Genomic DNA, 18,643 nt, shown 5'->3' with positions numbered 1-18,643 from the left:
CCACATGTGTTGACTATCAGTCACTACATTTTAGACCACCAAATTTAGTGGGTTAGCAAACTTATAGTGTATTATAAGCTCGCCACCTTCTTTTACTTCTATTCGCTCTATTAACCGATGCAAAATCTCTTCATTCAGATCATTAAATGATAAAATGCTTTCAGCAATACTATAAAACTTCTGTAACTGCTCTTTATCAGCAACTCCATCATTATTACTTTTCAATTGAAGGATTTCCTGTCCTAATTGATTTATTTTCTCCTGATTGATAACCGAGATATCTCTATATTCTTCCTGACTTATTACTTCATTCGCCAACAGCTTTAAAAACTTCCTATTTTCATTTTTTAGCTTTTCAATTTGAAGTTCCATTTTTGCTAGCTTCTTTCCCTTTTCGGCTTCAGTTCTTTTAATCCTTTTCTCGATTTTCTCGTAGAAAATTCCCTTGTTAATACTTACTTCTGTTAGCTTGCGCAAATCTTCAATAATAATTGCTTTCAATGCTGCTTCTTTAATTGTATGGCTTGTACAGGCATGTTTACCGTGTTTCCGATAACGACCACAGACGTAACCATTTCTATTTTGCATATACCACAATGAAGTTCCACAATCCGCACATACAATCAAATTTGTGAACAAATGAGTTTTAGCTTTTGGTCTTTTAACGTAGCGACTTTTCATCATGCTTTGAACAGCTTCAAAATCCTCTCGATCAATTAGCGGTTCATGTGTGTGCGAAACAACAATATGGTTTTGCTGATTAATAATTTCTCTTCCTTTATCAGTAACACTTTTGGTAGTACTTCTACCTTGAACAAGATCACCTATATAATGTGGATTTTTTAAGATTAACTTAACGGAAGATCCTTGCCAATATAGGCCAGCATTCTTTTTTTGAGCAACTTGACCTGGAGTAGGATATCCTTTTTCATCAAGCCTTTTAGCTATTGACTCAATACCTACTCCATTCAAGTACAATTGAAAGATTAACTTTACAGCATCACACGTTTCATCATGTCTTAGATAAAGTTTTTTATTTTCGACACGATATCCATACGGTGGATTAGAACCTTTAAATTCACCCGATCGAGCTTTTTGTTGTAATGCAACTTTAATTCTACGAGAAATCCTTTGACTTTCTTCTTCATAAAGCCAAGCATATAAACCAAATTTATCCGTATTATCTTCAAGGGTGTTAATTGCCCCATCTAATGTAATTAAGTGTATGTTATGAGCATTTAACACCCTTCTAATTTTATAGGACAACTCGCCGTTACGAGCTAGTCTAGATAACTCTTTAGCTAGGATACAGTCAAACTTCTTATTTTCTGCATCCTCAATCAATTGTTTAAAGCTAGCACGCTTATCAGTAGTTCCACTCTCTACGTCTACATAGAAATCATATAGATCCCAGCCTTGTTGAATTATAAAATTGAAGAACAAACTTTTTTGATTATCGAGACTCGTTTTTTGTTCTTCTCGATCAGTCGATACCCTTACATAAACAGCACATCTCATAATATTTTCTCCCCTATTATAAGATGTAACAGTGAGTTATCTTAATTATAATGAAACTCACCATCATTATCATTTACAATTTTCTCCACTTGTTTTTCGACAAGAGGAACTATAAGGTCTTCTAATTTGGCTTCACCTAAAAACTTCCGTTCAACTTTGTCCATTACTACTGCACATGTATCTTTCATTTTAGCTTTTCCTCCTCTATTACTATTGAGGTATAAATCTGTTCAGAAATAGACCAGTTATGGTACAACCCGCTATATATTTACTCTTTTTATTGATTTATTAAAGCTTTCCAATAGTTGATCTAAGTCATCCTCTTCTTCAATCTGGAGTGATAAATCTATCTCCTCACGCTTGAGAAAGTCCAAATATTTTAGTTTTAATTCCAATAGCTTTTCAGTTTGGACGTCTGATAGATCCCTTGTTTCTAATTCTGTTATTATCCGTTCAAGTTGGTTTCCGAAAAGCTCTATCCTCTTTTGTTTTTGAACATAGTACATTTGTTGCAGTTCGTCCAACTCCATTACTTTTAGGTTAGCAATTTCTCGTTCGAACTCTTTACTCCAGCCGACCAGAGTAGTTTTACTAACTTTAAGGATTGAGGCAATTTTATTAAAACTCATACCTTTTGCTCGTAATTGAACAAACTCCTTTTTCGTTTCAATATCTTTCAAAACTATCACCTCTTGTTTTTATTTAGTAAGGCTTTTAACCTGTAATTTAAGCTCATTCTATCACCTTTAATTTGAACTAAATAATCTTGAGACATTTCAAAAATTCTTGAACCTAGAGCTTCATCTATATAACAAATTTCATCTATAGTTTTTTCTGAAGACAAAAGTATCGGTAGATGATTAAGGTATCTGTAGTTAACAACCGCATAAATTTGCTCCATTTGAAATTGAGTAGCAGTATCTCTTCCTTTAAATAAATCATCAATAAATAAGACATCAATCTGCTTCATTTTTTCAATCTTTTTATCCAAAAGGTCGAAGTTACGTTTTAAATCGTTGAATCCCTCAACAAATGGAAAATATAATACAGGTATTCCCATCTTTATAAGGTTATTAGCGACAGCCATTTGTAAATGGGTTTTCCCACTCCCAGGTGTTCCAACGATTGTTAAACTATTTACTCTAGCTCTCTTAATATCATCAAAAGCATCAACATAGTCTATAGCGGTGGTTTTTGCTATTTCAATAACCTGTGGTCTTCCCTCAGTTTCAAAATTGCCAAACCCAAGCTTTAAAAACTTATCAGTTATCTCACTGGAGGCCATTAGTCGTTCTACCTTTCTTTTTTTATTACAATAGCATGGAATACCAACCTCGTATCCATCACTGTTTTTCTCTAGGATAAGTCCACGGTCTTCACACCTAACACAATTAAAAGTACTCATGTTTGTTCCGTTTGGTTGATTTGTTTGGTTCGATAATCCGCCCAACTTTTCCACCTGTGAGACTTTTATTTTGAGAGTTTTCATAATTTCCTCTAGACGGTCCATATGTTACTCCTTCCATACGTACATTCATATTTTGATTATTAAATTCTTTTACATTCTTATCTTTATTATTTATTGCCCATGCTTTGCCTTCACTTTGACTTTCCAGTGACCATGTGTTGTCATCTTTTTTGCCATTATTAATGCCCCTATAATTTTTGGGGTTTTGATAAAAGTCATAGTTAGTAATGGTTAATAGTAACCCTTTCTTTGCCCTCGCCTTTGACTCATCCTTTGACAAAAATCCGTATTTCACTAGTTTGTTAATAGCATGACGAACTACTTTAACTGTAATAGCCTTATCAGTAATATCGTCTACTAACTTTTGATACGATGTTGCCAGTTGCCCTCTTCTAAGAAATATCACTTCTCCATTAAGTGCCACTTCAGTATCCTGAAATTGAGCTTGTAACAGGATTTCGAGTAAAACTACTCGATGTGTAGCTTTCATCGACAGCCATAATGGTGACTTTCTAATTTTCCTTGCTAAAACGATGTAACCCCCATGGATATAATCCACTGTTTTCACCACCTGTTAATTATCAAACATCAAAGCGTTAAGAATAATCTTCACTTTTACCTCCCTTTATACTTTTAAGTTCAGGCTGTAAGTCTACTTCTGGAATAAGCATTGATAGAATACTAATTAATTTTTGAAGGTCCGCCTTGCAATCAGTAGCTACACCTTGATCAATCGTTTCCCACATCACTATCTCATCCTTAGCTTCAGAGATAATGTGGTCTCTAAGAAGCCTTAACATCCTAATATTTTCTGTTTTTCCAATGATAATCTGACTTTTTCGCTCTCCAGCACTATTGGGATAGTAAGTCAAGACCGCTTCTAATACACACATCCTTATTGCACCTCCAGCTGAAGTAATTAAAAATCCACATTTATTTTCCTTGGCCAACCATCACTATCGAATAATAAGTTTTCATCCACACCAAACACTTGTGACAATTGTTTCCTTAACTTAGGCCAACTTTTCCTATTGCCTCTCTCTATTTGTGTAATAGCTGTTGGGTTAACACTTATTTTCTTGCTTAATTGAACTTGAGACATACCCATTTCCTTTCTAAGATACTCTAACAAAGTCATATCCCCACCTCCTTACAATTTTCCCTTTATTTACTACACTCTCATGGTAAAATAAATTACATAAGAAAAAATCGTGCGACAAATCGTGCGACATCTAGGTGGTGTGTAATTATGAAACCATTTCAAATATGGCTCCCTTTATTTAATATAAGCTGGGAAACACCTTCTTTTTCGAGGGACGTAGAACGTGCACAGAGAAGTTGGGATGGGGAAGATAGAATTTGGTTAATTCCTGGATTAAAAGAAGTTAAACGATGGTCTATTAAAGAAGGACTATCCACATTTAATGAATGCGCTATACCAAGCGAGACATTTAATAACATTACAATTGTAAATGTATCTAAAAATCGAACCTTTTTTCCTCAAGAGGGTAATGGCATTCCAGGAGAATGGGGAGGAAATTTTCCTGAAAACCTACTAAATTTATGGGTAAGCTCCAATCCTACTTTTATAAGTATTGATAATAAATTTAAAATGAATATTCCTTTTTTTATAAATGACAAAGTAGCTTATAAAGAAGTTATTAGAACTATGCCTCCAGGCCCGATTATTCCTATTACAAAAGTGGATAAAGAAGATCTCCTAGTAGAACTAAAATGGACACCTAATAACAACATTGAGAGTATTAGTCCTGAAGTTGAAAGCAGTGAATTTTTCGGTAAGTATAAATGGGAAAAGGAACCCAAAAATACATTTAATCTTGCAGTAAATGACGGTGGAAAGAAGGCATTCCACACTGCCATTCTTTGGAAACAACCTATTCAAGAAATGTTTCCACTCGGTGGCGGTATTGATTTGTTAAATCACAATAGTTATCTAAGACGCTGTTTAAAAGATAAACAGAAAAATAAGGTCAATATCGCTTTACAAGCTAGTCGATTAACAACAGTAGGTTGGACAACCCTAGAAAAACAAATGGTTTTTCCTGCTCTATATTCAGGATGTATGAAAAACTTATTGTTTGAAATTGAAGGAAGTTTTGACATTGAAGTTAATAGTTTTGAAGAGCTGACTGAACACGAATTGTATACTGAAACCTTTCATTCCAGAATAGAAGTCACTCGTATTTTCGGTTGGGAAGGGTATTTCTGGTGGCAATTAAATAATTTAGTTAATGTAGAAAACAAGTCGATTAAAACCTGTGAGTTATGTGAAGGGATGATCTCTGGCAAAATTGATAAAAGATATTGTAGTAAAAAAGAAAATCCAGACTGTTTTAGGAAAAGAAAAGCTGCTAATAAAAGAAATGAAAGAAAAAAATAAGAGGGGGGAAATCCCCCCCTTGTGTTAATTGTGCTTTTAGCTAACTTCTCAATTAAGTAGAGCTGAAGATTATTCCTGTATTATTGCAAGTAACTCTTCAAATGCCTGTTTAGCTTCGTCTTCGTGTTCAATAAGATAGGTATCAAGCAAAGCTGATATTAGCGAATCTAAGCTTATTCCAAGTTCTTTATGTAAATCTAAAATCCAGTCATGATGATCTTTACCTTCCAATTTACTTAAAATAATGAATAATTCATCTATATCCTTTTGAAGTTTTCCTGCTAGTTCTTCAATATTTATTCTAGCAGCTTCTTTTAAAACTTTTTCAGGTGGCTCAGTACTTGGAAGGAATGAACACGGCCAATTAAATGCCTCCTTATCTTTCTCTGTTAATCGATTACGCTGATCACCATCAAATAAACCAATTATATTTATCCAACCATCTAATAGAGGGAATTTTAAAGCAGATTCGATTTCAGACACGGACCCAATATCTTTAATTAAATACTCTTGAATAATATGAGGAGCAAACCTTCCTATCCAAAGTCTAGCAAACTCCCTTGCAACTCTATCTTCTACTAAAATTACACCCGATTTCTGTTTTGGCATTCCTAATGCATTTAAATAAATAAATTCATTACTATGGGTGGTTAATCGCACATCCCTACCCACTCTTGTAAGTAATTTAATGTGTTGAGAAGGAATCTTTCTTAGCATCCCAAATGAGTGGGTACTCATTATCATCCATATACTTTTTTCACTAGAGTATCTCGCCATTATATCAAGGATACTAACTTGTGATTGATACGATAAGTACGTTTCTGGTTCGTCTATTATCATTATTGATTTCTCAGAAATTCTTTTCATATTCCATATTATATAAAGAATTGATAATTCACCTAATCCCATCAGTTCAGTCCCATACTCTAATCCACCTGTTTTAACAAAGAAATAGGGAACCTCTTCATCATCAAGTTCTAATTCATATATGTAACAACTTTCGTATTGCTTACCTACAATATATGAAAGCTCAGCTATTTCATTATCATTAAAAATTATTGGTTCTACCGAATCAAGGAGTTCTTTAAGGTTAGTCATTTTAGAGAATTGTGATACCATTAAAGGTCCCTTGGCCGATAGATCTAGCCATACCTTCTCATAATCAATATCTTCAGCACCTATACTTTGCCCTTCCTCATATTTTAAACTTTTTTCAATTTGTTCATCTTTTCCTTGTGTTACATTTAATTTACCAAATAGGGTTGCGTCTCCTATTTTCAATGTAGAATTATTAGTTGATAAGGTATCTTTTGTACCTATTAACTCAGCTAAAGCATTTAAAAGCGTTGTTTTCCCAGCACCGTTAACTCCACAAATTGCAGTAATTCCTCCATGAAACTCTACCTTTCCGTTACCAAGCCCTCTTAAGTTAACATACTCCATTTCAGATACTTTTATCTGATACTTTCTTTTGTAGGTTTTTCTCCAATGATCACCTATTGATGCCGTTCGAACACTCACAAATCGGACCCCCAGTTAGTATCTTCTATAAAGTTATTTATTTGTTCAATGACTTTCGATTCCGCACCAACCCATTTTTCTTGTGGGAATTTTTCACTAATTAATTTTATATTATTACTCTTCAATATATAATCAGGGTAAACAGTAGACATAAATCTCGACAATATTAACCATAAAGCTATATCTCTTATTAAAACCGAACTTACATCTGCGGCTCGAGAACTAGCTCGATCATTAAACATATCTAATATGTGATCTTCGAGAGAATTATGTTCAATTAGTATAGGATAATTTGTAGGATCTACATTTTCCTTAGTTCTACTTCTTAATTTTTCAAATAACGATATAAATTCTCCAATTATTTTACTGTTTATTTCTGATTCGTTTTTTTCCAAACTAGCCAAAAAACAAAGCCAACTAAAAAGCGTAGCTTTATTAAATTTTATTTCAGAGTGAAAATGATCACTTGATTCACCCATAAGTTTAATTGCTTGCTCCACTCTGTAATATGAGGACTCTGAAAATTCTTCTTGAGTTCTATATTTGTTTGTTATTTTAGCCCCTGTGATTTTCTCAACTAATGTCTCTCTATCAAGTGCAAAACATACTTTTGCAATTACATCGTCATATGCCATTCTCGAGTTTGAAAATCCTAATATAGTTGAAGTTAAGCCCGCATCTTCCATAGATTTTGCTAATTCTTTTACTTGTTGTCTCGCAGGACCAAAAAAAGCATTTCTTTGCTCTGCTGCTGTCAAATTAGCGGGTTGATTTAGCCTATAAAATAGTTCTCCAGGCTCCTCAGGCTTATAATCAATGATCTTAAAAACTCTAATTGTAAATTGATCAAACTTCCTTCTCCATTTTTCTGGTAAACCTTCGTAGGATAACCCATCCAATTGAACAATTTCAGGATCCTCTGGCTGTGTATAGCCATCAACAACAATATCTCCATTAACAAAGTCTCTAATTGCAGCTAATCTTTGTTGACCATCAAGGACATCTTGTTTTGCTGTTTCTTTTACTTCTACCACATGAATAGGTGGAACATGCCACTCTCTAAGTATACTATCAATCAATCTCCTCTTTTTGGGCTCTCCCCAAACTTCCCCACGTTGAAAATCAGGCTGTAAGTTAATATCACTACCTTCTATTCGTGCTACGATAGTCTGTATATCTGGATCTGATGGTAATAACCTCATTTGTTCCCCTCTTTCCTAAATAGTGCTTCATATCAATCATTTTTAAAAATTTTTTTCATTGGAGTGACCGAATTGAGGACTAACCTAGTCAAAACACCTCACCCTTAGATTTTACATATTAGCTGCCTGCAATTTAGCTTGCTCTAACACATCTTCAACAGCCTTTGGTTCTTTGTTCGGTGGATAATCCCATTTACGAAGAACCTTTTTAATGTACAACCTCATTCTTGCTTGTGCACTTTCTTTCTTATCCCAATCATGCGAACGATGTTCTTTTACTGTCTTAGCTAAATCTTTAGCAATATTCAGTAATATCTCATCCTGAAGTAATGATTTTATATCTGGATCAGAACCTAAAACATCAAAAAATGCTTTTTCTTCATAGGTTAAACCTAACTGTGTACCTTCGTTAATTGCATCTTCTAGCTCTTCTTTAAACTTCAGGAGCTCCTCAAAAACTTCATAGACGTCTAAATGTTCGTTTCTATTGTGGTACTTTTCAATTATCTTTTCAAAACGTTCAGAAAAACTTTTACTTACCGTCATGTTCTTCTTCTTCACATCTTTGAGTTTTTCTTTCATTACTCTCATCAAGATATTTGTTGCAATATTTTTTTGAGGAATTGCTTGAAGTTTTGCTATGTTTTCTTCATTTAAAAGATCAAAACTCTCATTTGATGTTGCTTCGGTTAACACCATAACACCGTCTTCAAGTATCGCATTCTCCAAAATTTTTGAGATGCGTTCATTTACTTCTTTTAAATCTGGTGTACCTTTATTAGTTGATTTCATAATAAATGAACGAACTGCAATAAAGTAAGCAATTTCTTCTTTAATTTCTTTGGATAACAAGCCTGTACAAATTTTATAAACATCTTTTAATTTCTTGGTTTCCGTTAAAAATAGTTGTTTTCGCTTTTCTGTAACCTGAGAATATTCCGCACCATCTCGAATAACTTCATAGCGCTTTTTATCGCTTTCTCCGAAGAAGGCACTATAATTGAATTTGTGAAAATGATTACGTAGAACTTCTAAGATATTCAGTGCAATAACTTTTGCTTGCTCATTTTCCTGAACTTTATCTTGGTCACGACTTGTATAAGTTTTCAATGCTTCCATTAAATTACGCTTCAAGCCAATGTAATCTACAACAAGTCCACCCGTTTTACCTGGGTAAACACGGTTTACACGAGCAATGGCCTGCATCAAGTTATGGGCTTTCATTGGTTTATCCACATACATAGTGTCTAAGGAAGGCACATCAAAACCTGTTAGCCACATATCTACAACTATAACGATTTTAAAAGGACTAGTAACATCCTTAAACTCTAATTCTCGGTCTTTTCTTGTTTGCTTGTTCCCAACTAATTTTGCAAGGTCCTCTGGGTCTTGATTATTTGCAGTCATGACAATTTTAACTTTATCTACCCAGTCAGGTCTTTGTTCGATTAATTCTTGGTACATAGTGAAGGCTGTTTTACGTGAATAAGCAACTATCATAGCTTTACCTGCTACAAGATCTTTTCTATCTTCATAATGACTAATTATATCAGCAGCAACTTGTTTAATTCGGTCTCTATCACCAATTATTAATTCCATTCTCGATAAGTGTTTTTGGCTTTCTTCAATGATGTAGTCTTCCACACCTTCATTTACTTGCATACGCCAATATTCTTTGTCTACTTCACTCATTTGCGTTTCATCCAATTTAACTTTCGCTAATCTAGATTCATAATAAATCTTAACTGTTGCACCATCTTGAACCGCTTGAGTCATATCATACACATCAATTACTTCACCAAATAAACCTGTTGTTGATTTATCAGTCGTTTCGATAGGAGTTCCTGTAAAAGCAATGAATGTAGCATTAGGTAAAGCATCTCGTAAATACTTCGCGTACCCATATTTCTGTTCACCAGTTGCAAGGTCATACTTTGCATCAATTCCATATTGTGTACGATGAGCTTCGTCAACCATTACGATAATATTTTCACGGTCTGATAGAAGTCCTGTTTCTTCCTCAAACTTTTGTATTGTAGAAAAAATAATTCCACCAGTTTTTCTATTTTCAAGGAGGTCTTTAATATGACTTCTACTCTCTGCTTGAAGTGGAGTCTGTCTTAAGAAGTCAGATGCACCAGTAAAAGTCGAAAATAACTGGCCATCTAAATCATTTCTATCTGTAATAATAACTATAGTTGGATTCTTTAAATCTTCATGCTTAACTAAATTCCCAGATAAAAATACCATGGAATAACTTTTACCGCTACCTTGTGTATGCCAGATAACTCCAGCCCGACCATCGGTTTGTGTTGCTCTTACAGTAGAATCAATGGCTTTACTCATACCATAATACTGATGGTATGCAGCCATTATTTTAGCCTCATTTGAAAAAAGAATAAAATTCTTTATGACATCCAACATTCTTCGTTTCTCAAACAGCCCGTACATCATTGTGTCTAATGGCCGATTTTCAATTATTGCATCTTCTATGTTAATCTTCTTCCATGCTGAAAAGCGATCAAAAGGTGCTGTAATTGTACCCGCCTCTGTGTCGATACCATCACTAATCATTAGGAAAGCATTATAATAAAATAGGGATGGAATGTGCACATTCATATAATTTTTTAACTGTTTATACGCATCCTCAATATTAACTTCTTCACGAGATGCACTTTTTAATTCAACAACAACTAAAGGTATACCATTAAGATACACAACAACATCAGGTATTTTGGTACCACCTTTTTCTTGTACTTCTAACTGATTTACTACTAAAAAGTCATTATTCTCAATATTATCCCAATCAACAAGAGAAACACGATGATAAACTGTTTCCCCGTCAACAAATTCAGTTACTTCCACCGTTTCAGTTAAGTATTTAGAAAAGACTTTGTTGTTAGTAAACACATCGTTCGTGTCAAATGTACGTGTTTTCCGAATCGCTTCACGAACAACTTCAGTAGTTAAACCCTTGTTCAGTCTCAATATTGCTGCTTCTAAACGATCAAATAATAATACTTCTTTTGTATCTCTTGGTAGCCTACTACCATGGAGGTATTCATATCCGAGCTCTTGAAAATATTCTAAAACGACATTTTCTAATTGCTCTTCTGTAAACATTTTTCGACCTCCTTTTCAGCATCAGGTATACGAATTTCTCCTGACATTAGTTTTGGCAGAAGGGTGTTTCTAAGTTCAATTAGATTACTATTTTCAGCATTAATACTTTTCATTAACTTAAATAGAGGTGTTACTATTTTATCGAACTCTTCTAATGTGGACTTATTAGGGTTAATAAATGTAAATTCTTCAATCCTCTTTGGTGCAGTATGTTTAACTGTAGTCCCTGTAGCACTGCCTAATATATGGCCTCTATACCTTGGCGTACAAAATAGATAATAGAGGAATTGCTTACTAATTGAACTCTTTAATATAACTTTACCTAATCGTTGATTATGGAGATATTTAACACTATCACTAGTAGGAATAAACGCTGGATAACCTAATGTATCGCCATCTCGACTTAAGTCAGTCATTGTTACCAATAAATCATCCTCGTTTAAAATGTATTGACTTGGGAATATTACGCCCTCATTTAAATACTTAAACTTATCCTCTTTGAATCCGCCGCCAATTTTAAAATTACCTGGAGTTAAAATGTAAAAGTCTGTTTCATCGACTGAAAAATCTTTACTTTTAAAAGCAAAACCATGCTTTATTGAAATAACCTCTTCCAGCTTTGATAATTCCCATCCTTCAGGTACCATTCCCAATACACTTTGCACAAACTTCCCACCACTTGACTTGTATGACTGACCTTCTTTATTTGGGAACTCAAAATCAACGAACCAATGTTTAAAAAGAGTTTGAGCTATTTCTTCTAAAGTCTTTTTCATTTCAATATCTATTTCAATCTTATATTCAATTGCATTTAGGATAGATACAATACGTTCCTGGTCTTGTAAACTAGGTATAGAAATTTCTAAGTTTTGTATCATTCCTTTTGTGAGTGCCGCTCTAGTTCCCCCGTGTTGAGCAATAGATAACATGTAGGTTTGCATATAATTTGTGGTTAAAAACGACTTTAAAAATACAGGTAGAATTTTATTCTTATCACAACGAATAATTGCTACGTGTTGATTTACTCTGGCTGGAAGTACTTGTTTTGGGACAATGCAACATCTACAAACAGAGTCCCCAGTAATGTTTAATAAAATATCATCTTCTTCAATAGTTACATTATTTAATTTTTTTGCTTGTTCATCGTTAATAAAAGCTAAACCATTATAAGAAAACTTATGATTATATACATTTTGACTTCTAATAAATGTAACCCCTTCATCAATGTAACTTTCTTGACCTCCTTTTGGAGTTGCACCACTGCCTATCTTTGTAGTCACATCAGACAATTTATATTTTTTCCAATCATTATTATATTTCATAACCTAGCACCGCCAGCTGCTTTTTGATTTCCGTCTCTAATTCCTTTGATTTCTTAAATTGTTGCGATAGTGTCGTTGTAAGCTTTACCATCTTTTCTTCAAACAACTCTTTATCTTCTTCCTCATCTTCAACGCCAACATAACGCCCTGGAGTTAATACATAGTCATGTCCTTGTATCTCTTCCAACGTTGTCTCCCTACAGAATCCTTGTACATCATTATATTGCTCATCACTTTGCCAGTGAATTAATACATCTGCCATCTTACGAATATCCGCTTCTGTTAATTCACGTAAACGGCGGTTAACCATTGTTCCAAGATTTCGTCCATCAATGAATAATGTTTTACCTTTATGCTTTTTATTACGATTTAAAATCCATACACATACAGGTATTCCAGTTGTATAAAAGAGTCTATCAGGTAAAGCAACTATAGCTTCCACTAAGTCCGCAGAGATAATATTTTTTCGTATCTCACCTTCACTCGATGTATTTGATGAAAGGGAGCCATTTGCTAAAACCACAGCTGCTTTCCCATTCTGCCCTAACTTATCAATCATATGTTCAAGCCATGCATAGTTCGCATTCCCAGCAGGGGGTGTCCCAAATTTCCAGCGCGGATCATCAATTAAGCTAGATTGCCCCCAGTCGCTATCATTAAATGGAGGATTTGCTAAAACGTAATCAGCTTTTAGTGTTTTATGTAAATCGTTGTGGAAAGTATCTGCATTTTTCACTCCTAAATTACTCTCAATACCCCGAATAGCAAGGTTCATTTTCGATAATTTCCAAGTAGTTGGGTTTGACTCTTGACCATAAACAGAGATGTCAAATTTACTACCACTATGTTCTTCCACAAATTTTAACGATTGAACGAACATGCCACCACTTCCACAAGCAGGATCATAGACGTACCCTTTATACGGCTGTAACATTTCAACCATTAATTTAACAACGCTTTTAGGAGTGTAAAACTCTCCTCCACCTTTTCCTTCGTTCGCTGCAAATTTCCCTAGGAAGTATTCATAAACACGACCTAGAACGTCCTTTTCCTTAGCCTCACTACCACCAACATTCATATTTGTAAATAAATCAATAATTTCACCTAGGATACGCTTGTCTAATTCAGGACGTGCATAACTTTTTGGTAATACTCCTTTTAAAGTAACGTTTTCCTTTTCTATTGCATCTAAAGCGTTGTCAACAACCTTACCAATTTCAGGTGTCTTCGCATGTTCTGCGATAAAAGTCCAACGAGCATTTGCAGGTACCCAGAAAATACCTTCCGCCATATATGCATCACGATCTTCTGCAAAATCTGGGTCTAAATCCATTAATTCTTGCCATTTTTCATTAAAAGAATCGGATACATACTTTAAGAAAATTAAACCTAATACGACGTGCTTGTATTCTCCTGAGTCCATGTTATTTCTTAGTTTATCTGCTGCTGCCCATAGTTTTTCTTCAAAACCGATAACTGCCATTTTTACTATCCCCTTTGGATAAATAATTTACATTTTATTTACAGTCCCATTATACCAGATCAGAAGGACTACTTTGGTATAGAATATTTTTTTGAAAATTAATAGGAAGCTCAATATGAAAGAGTACTTTCAACTAATTTTTCTGTATCTCATAAACATCAATAATTAAAAATCTCTCGTGATAGTAGTTTATAAATTTTCTTTGTTGTTAATTAGTTTCTACCCCGCTACTTTATTCCCTCTTAAACATAATTGAAGTAGGGCATGTATTAAAACTTGTGATCGTTCTTTTGTATAAAAATCACTTTGAGTAAATCGATGCGCCACATTATTTCTTATGTTTTCGGATGAAGTATCACTGTTTAGAAGGTATTCTAGATAAATTACAAAATCCTCTGAAAGTATCTCTCTAACTTTTTTGTTACTTAAAACGTTACTTAAATTGACTGTTGTATGGACTAAAGTATCTGTATTTTTAGCCTGAATGCTGGTTCCTTCAATCTCGAAGTACAATCTTCTTAATATAGATTCAAAACTTGGTACGATAACGCAAATAAATGGAACCCATCGCTCTTTAGAATAATCATCTAATGCCTCACTAATAAAAATCAATTCATCATCAGATACTAATTTACATTCTTGTATTAAATTTTTAATTTCATTAATTGAAAAATCTTTAGAGTTTTCCAAAGCATTTAAGGCGGGTAAAATATTTGTCTTTTGGTGCATTGGATAAGCCAGCTCCTTAGCTCTCATAATGTTGTTATTACCGTTAGCAATTACTTTATTTTTATCAAGAGTAACTACTGATGCAAGTTGTAAGAATACAGATTTATTAAATTCTTCAGCGGTATTATTTATATCACTAATTAATACAAAAGGCTTGTACAACAATATATTCTTATTCAATTTCTGGTTTTTTTCAGTTATAAATTTTGATAAGCAACTAATTCTTTCCTGGATATTAATATTGGTATCTGAAAAAAACTCTTGTATAACTTTAATATTTGTATTTAAGGCGTCACTAAATTCAGCTGGAAATTCAAACTCAGTTTGCTGCCAATCGGGATTATCGGCCTCAATATGCCTACTAATAACCGCCAAACACTTATTTTCTTCTTCTTTGTCTTTTAATTGTTTATAGATACTTGCTGCTTTTTGTGCAAAATGTATAACTCTTACAGCAGATTTTTCATCTTTTATTAATTTCATATAAGATTCTGCGAGTCTTCTTTGCATTAGAGAGCGTTCAACAGGAAATTGTTTATTCTTATTAGTTTCTTCAAGTAACTGCTCAATTGGTCTATAAATACCTATGTTAGCCGATTGCATTAACTGACGGTACAATATTTCTAAAAATTTATCCTCTCTATCTTTGTTATTTATAAAAGGAATTATTCTTATAGCGTGAGAGAATATACAATGCGGTTTATTTTCTAAGTAAATTAACACAGACTCCCATACCTCATCTTTTTTTATACTCATTGACCCACTAACTTCCAACAAAGTATTAATACTTTTAGTAATAAAATATTCATCTTCTTCATTTCCAATTGTTTCTCCAAAATCGCTTAGAAAAAAGTCAACATATAACTTTGCATAACCATATTTTTTTTTTTGAATTCTTAATTAAAAAGAGATAATATCTAGCTTTTGTTTTACTAAGCGCACACTCTTCTAGTCTCTCGCTTGCGTATACAAGAATGTTATTACTAATGTTCTGTTCGTCAAAATCTATTAAATTCTCTTGTATATTTACCTCATTATGAATATCTTTATAATCGATTGCATTAAATTTTGAACCAAAATACGAAAAAACTCCTTCACTCTGAAATAAATGGTTCAATTGCTTCTCAAACTCTATAAAATCCATACTTACCCCCTTTTTCAGCTGTTTCATATTGTTAATTATAACAACTATTTCAGATATTTAATTGTTTAAATACTTATTCAAATTAGGAAATTCCGCCTTTATTCAATTTGCATATTCTAATCAAGATATATCCTATATATCAATAGATATCGCTTATTGTTTTAGATTTAAAAAAACTGAATAATAAATAATATTCTTTATTATTGATTCCACTATATTCCTACATAAGGTAAAATTGGAGGTGAATTAATATATTAATAGGGGCTGATGTATAATATGTCAAATTTTGTAGGTATTAATATTAAAGACACAAGCAATAGTAATATTACTCTTGGTGATGGAAATTTGCTTCTTATCCGTCAAAACATTTCAAAGTTACTCGAATCGGAAGCAAAACCCAGTAAAGAGACATGGGAAAATGTACATAAAGAAATAATAAATTTAAGAAATATAGTAAAAGAGTTAACAGATGAATACGAAGTAATAAGAGATGAACAGTTAACTCCTGCTGTTTCAAAAGCAAAAAGGGAAGTAGAAAAATTAGTTGAAAACTCACATTTAGATAAGAAGGACTTCGTAGAAAAATTCACTAATATATTAGATATTACTAATAAGTCAGATCAGATTATAAATATCGTTAAACCATATATTGTTAAAATAGCAAAAATTATTGGTTTATCTGGTATACAGTTATAGGAGTACCGATATGTTTATAGTACCTAATCTAGAAGATGTGAAAATAGCTATAATTAAATTACAAACAGAAAAATATGAATTATTTGGATTTCTACTTTATACACAACTAGATGAAGAAATAGTTGAGTATATGAAAAATGGAATTTATGATTTAGATCGACTATCTGGTGAAACGTGTGCGATTTTTGTCATCGAGTCACCTAGCATTCAATGGATTGAATATACTAGGCGTACTAAACACAAATGGTGGAAAATAAATGAGAAAATGCTAATCGAAGAACTTAAAAGATTAAAAGAGGAACAAGAAGAAAGACATCTAGACGCAGCAAGATTATTTGCAAATATAACTCTCTCTAATATAGAGAACAGCAATATTATTCTCGGTGACAATAATATAATAGACGCTAACAATAAAATTTCTTTAAAACAATTACTTGAACCAGATTTAAACTCCCCCTATGGTCCTAGTGAAGCAATAGATGTTGCTAGACACTTTAATCTAAGGTTTGCTGAACTACCATCTCTAATCTTTTTTGAAGACCTAGATAGTCACATCCTTTGGCACTTACCATTACGAGGTAAGAGTAAGAATGAATTAACCTACTGTTTCAGAGATTTTTTTGATAGTGAAGAATTCTATAATTTATTAAAAAGCAAGGGGGTAAATATTTAGTGTTAGAAAAGATACAGTTAAACACAAAAATGGAATATATTTTGCAAGAAGTAAATTTAGAATTATTGCCAACTGAAATTCGAAAACACAACCTTGTTAGTTGGATTATAGGGTTCACATCCCATTCAAAAGATAAGCCATCCATATATGATTACTCTGATGACTACAATACATTTTTTTCTTCAGAGGTAAACCGCCTAATTCAAAGTTCTATAGTATCTAATACAACCTATTATCTTGCCTCATTGTTTCATCTTGGACGTCAATGGAAAACATCACTTTCTGCAATCGATTTGATTGAACAAGCACTTCAGGAAACAAACCTAAAGAAAACTGTTTATGAAAATCGTTCTCACATTGTGGAAGTTATTGAAAAATTAGAACTTAGTTCTTTGCTAGAGAACCTGGATGCTGATCTGGAGAAAGTGATGGAGTCAATTCTGAAAAAAGCCCTAGATGATCATCGACAAAAAATACTTACTGCAAAACTCTACTGGCAAATATGGAAAAAAGAGGTGCAAGATTATCAAGAGCTAGTAAACTATTCAGATTTCAAACAACTTCATTACTCTATTTCTAGATATGAAAATTATGAGCATTCATTAAAAGAAGACTTTATAAATGAGCTAATTAATCTGGTTACTACGGATTTCCTAAATAAGGAGCTATATTCTACATTAAATAAAGAAACTGGTATGCGTTTAAAGAAATCTATTGATAGGTCAGCTCTACAAGACCTTTATCTGTTCACTTCAATTTTAAATGATTTATTTGAATCAGAAGAAGAACGCACACACTACTACAACTTATTCTTAAATAGATACATACATCGTCTTCATGTTGATATCGTTTCAATAAAGAAAAAATCAAATCGAAGGAACGCTAAAAAAACAATCGACTGGTAGCTTTTATTAGTTTTTATTTAAGGCATGCTGGATCCATTTATTTAGGCTGTCAGCCTACTTGCTTTATAAATATTTAAAAAGATTGAGCCTGGGACATAACTAGCCAAAAATAAAGAAAAAAGGTTCCGATTATTGTATTTGATGATCGGAACCTTTTTTCGATTGGATTATTTTCATGACCATTAGTTCCGTTCGCGTTTATGGCGGTGTNNTTTCTTAAGTTCACCGCCATAAACGCGAAGCCTAATTCATTTTCTACTTTCTCTTTGCTCCTCACAGACATTCGAGTGAAACGCAAATTAGCCTTCAAAAATCCGAAGACTGGCTCCACGTCAATTTAAGTTCACCGCCATAAACGCGAAGCCTAATTCATTTTCTACTTTCTCTTTGCTCCTCACAGACATTCGAGTGAAACGCAAATTAGCCTTCAAAAATCCGAAGACTGGCTCCACGTCAAT

18 protein-coding genes and 2 pseudogenes are annotated in these 18,643 nt (G+C 33.2%); 4 read left to right on the top strand and 16 right to left on the bottom strand.

What is annotated here, in order from left to right; genetic code table 11:
- Nucleotides 1–30 precede the first annotated feature (30 nt).
- The 7 genes from BKP45_RS21085 to BKP45_RS21065 all read right to left on the bottom strand — a co-directional run bounded on the left by BKP45_RS21085 (nucleotide 31) and on the right by BKP45_RS21065 (nucleotide 4,124).
- Nucleotides 31–1,518 carry a recombinase family protein gene (locus BKP45_RS21085; protein ID WP_071391126.1) on the bottom strand — a complete coding sequence of 496 codons (1,488 nt, stop codon included), beginning with the start codon at nucleotides 1,516–1,518 and terminating at the stop codon, nucleotides 31–33.
- Nucleotides 1,519–1,559: 41 nt separating this feature from the next.
- Nucleotides 1,560–1,706 (bottom strand): hypothetical protein, encoded by a 147-nt coding sequence (locus tag BKP45_RS22765; RefSeq protein WP_169824149.1) that lies wholly within the window; start codon nucleotides 1,704–1,706, stop codon nucleotides 1,560–1,562.
- 72 nt (nucleotides 1,707–1,778) lie between these two features.
- A complete protein-coding gene (locus tag BKP45_RS21080; protein ID WP_071391125.1) occupies nucleotides 1,779–2,198 on the bottom strand; it encodes a helix-turn-helix domain-containing protein in 420 nt (139 codons plus the stop codon).
- 5 nt (nucleotides 2,199–2,203) lie between these two features.
- A complete protein-coding gene (locus BKP45_RS21075) occupies nucleotides 2,204–3,007 on the bottom strand; it encodes an ATP-binding protein (RefSeq protein WP_084788110.1) in 804 nt (267 codons plus the stop codon).
- Entirely contained in the window at nucleotides 2,910–3,545 is a 636-nt protein-coding gene (locus tag BKP45_RS21895) for a hypothetical protein (RefSeq protein ID WP_084788109.1), read from the bottom strand. The genes BKP45_RS21075 and BKP45_RS21895 overlap by 98 nt, the downstream gene beginning before the upstream one ends.
- 37 nt (nucleotides 3,546–3,582) lie before the next feature.
- Nucleotides 3,583–3,879 carry a hypothetical protein gene (locus BKP45_RS21070; RefSeq protein WP_071391123.1) on the bottom strand — a complete coding sequence of 99 codons (297 nt, stop codon included), beginning with the start codon at nucleotides 3,877–3,879 and terminating at the stop codon, nucleotides 3,583–3,585.
- A 26-nt stretch (nucleotides 3,880–3,905) separates the two neighbouring features.
- Nucleotides 3,906–4,124: a helix-turn-helix transcriptional regulator gene (locus tag BKP45_RS21065; RefSeq protein WP_071391122.1), complete on the bottom strand. Its 219-nt coding sequence runs from the start codon at nucleotides 4,122–4,124 to the stop codon at nucleotides 3,906–3,908.
- 111 nt (nucleotides 4,125–4,235) lie between these two features.
- On the opposite strand from BKP45_RS21065, the gene BKP45_RS21060 reads away from it, so the two are divergent.
- On the top strand, nucleotides 4,236–5,387 hold the full coding sequence (locus BKP45_RS21060; RefSeq protein ID WP_071391121.1) for a hypothetical protein: 1,152 nt from the start codon (nucleotides 4,236–4,238) through the stop codon (nucleotides 5,385–5,387).
- 69 nt (nucleotides 5,388–5,456) lie between these two features.
- Here the strand turns inward: BKP45_RS21060 and BKP45_RS21055 are convergent, their stop codons facing one another.
- The 7 genes from BKP45_RS21055 to BKP45_RS21025 all read right to left on the bottom strand — a co-directional run bounded on the left by BKP45_RS21055 (nucleotide 5,457) and on the right by BKP45_RS21025 (nucleotide 15,911).
- Entirely contained in the window at nucleotides 5,457–6,908 is a 1,452-nt protein-coding gene (locus BKP45_RS21055) for an ATP-dependent nuclease (protein ID WP_071391120.1), read from the bottom strand.
- Complete coding sequence (locus BKP45_RS21050) at nucleotides 6,905–8,110, bottom strand: DUF262 domain-containing protein (RefSeq protein WP_071391119.1); 1,206 nt, start codon at nucleotides 8,108–8,110, stop codon at nucleotides 6,905–6,907. Before BKP45_RS21050 ends, BKP45_RS21055 begins: the two co-directional genes overlap by 4 nt.
- Before the next feature lie 111 nt (nucleotides 8,111–8,221).
- The gene (locus BKP45_RS21045; protein ID WP_071391118.1) at nucleotides 8,222–11,233 is read right to left on the bottom strand and encodes a type I restriction endonuclease subunit R; all 3,012 of its coding nucleotides are present in this window, start codon (nucleotides 11,231–11,233) and stop codon (nucleotides 8,222–8,224) included.
- Entirely contained in the window at nucleotides 11,212–12,555 is a 1,344-nt protein-coding gene (locus BKP45_RS22760; protein ID WP_071391117.1) for a restriction endonuclease subunit S, read from the bottom strand. Before BKP45_RS22760 ends, BKP45_RS21045 begins: the two co-directional genes overlap by 22 nt.
- On the bottom strand, nucleotides 12,545–14,038 hold the full coding sequence (locus BKP45_RS21035; protein ID WP_071391116.1) for a class I SAM-dependent DNA methyltransferase: 1,494 nt from the start codon (nucleotides 14,036–14,038) through the stop codon (nucleotides 12,545–12,547). The genes BKP45_RS22760 and BKP45_RS21035 overlap by 11 nt, the downstream gene beginning before the upstream one ends.
- A gap of 219 nt (nucleotides 14,039–14,257) precedes the next feature.
- Nucleotides 14,258–15,523, bottom strand: a complete 1,266-nt coding sequence (locus BKP45_RS21030) for a DUF4209 domain-containing protein (protein ID WP_071391115.1) — start codon at nucleotides 15,521–15,523, stop codon at nucleotides 14,258–14,260.
- 97 nt (nucleotides 15,524–15,620) lie between these two features.
- Nucleotides 15,621–15,911: a hypothetical protein gene (locus BKP45_RS21025; RefSeq protein WP_071391114.1), complete on the bottom strand. Its 291-nt coding sequence runs from the start codon at nucleotides 15,909–15,911 to the stop codon at nucleotides 15,621–15,623.
- 276 nt (nucleotides 15,912–16,187) lie between these two features.
- On the opposite strand from BKP45_RS21025, the gene BKP45_RS21020 reads away from it, so the two are divergent.
- The 3 genes from BKP45_RS21020 to BKP45_RS21010 are packed head-to-tail and all read left to right on the top strand — an operon-like array spanning nucleotide 16,188 to nucleotide 18,185.
- Nucleotides 16,188–16,607, top strand: a complete 420-nt coding sequence (locus tag BKP45_RS21020; protein WP_071391113.1) for a hypothetical protein — start codon at nucleotides 16,188–16,190, stop codon at nucleotides 16,605–16,607.
- Nucleotides 16,608–16,617: 10 nt separating this feature from the next.
- A complete protein-coding gene (locus BKP45_RS21015) occupies nucleotides 16,618–17,280 on the top strand; it encodes a hypothetical protein (protein ID WP_071391112.1) in 663 nt (220 codons plus the stop codon).
- Nucleotides 17,280–18,185 (top strand): hypothetical protein, encoded by a 906-nt coding sequence (locus BKP45_RS21010; RefSeq protein WP_071391111.1) that lies wholly within the window; start codon nucleotides 17,280–17,282, stop codon nucleotides 18,183–18,185. The genes BKP45_RS21015 and BKP45_RS21010 overlap by 1 nt, the downstream gene beginning before the upstream one ends.
- Before the next feature lie 73 nt (nucleotides 18,186–18,258).
- Here BKP45_RS21010 and BKP45_RS23190 read toward each other — a convergent pair.
- Together BKP45_RS23190 and BKP45_RS21890 are read right to left on the bottom strand one after the other, a co-directional pair.
- Nucleotides 18,259–18,522, bottom strand: a pseudogene (locus tag BKP45_RS23190) (transposase); the annotation flags it as partial.
- Between the two features lies 1 nt (nucleotide 18,523).
- Nucleotides 18,524–18,643 (bottom strand): annotated as a pseudogene (locus BKP45_RS21890) (transposase); the annotation flags it as partial.

Source organism: Anaerobacillus alkalidiazotrophicus, assembly GCF_001866055.1.
This window is presented reverse-complemented; position numbering and strand designations above follow the sequence as displayed.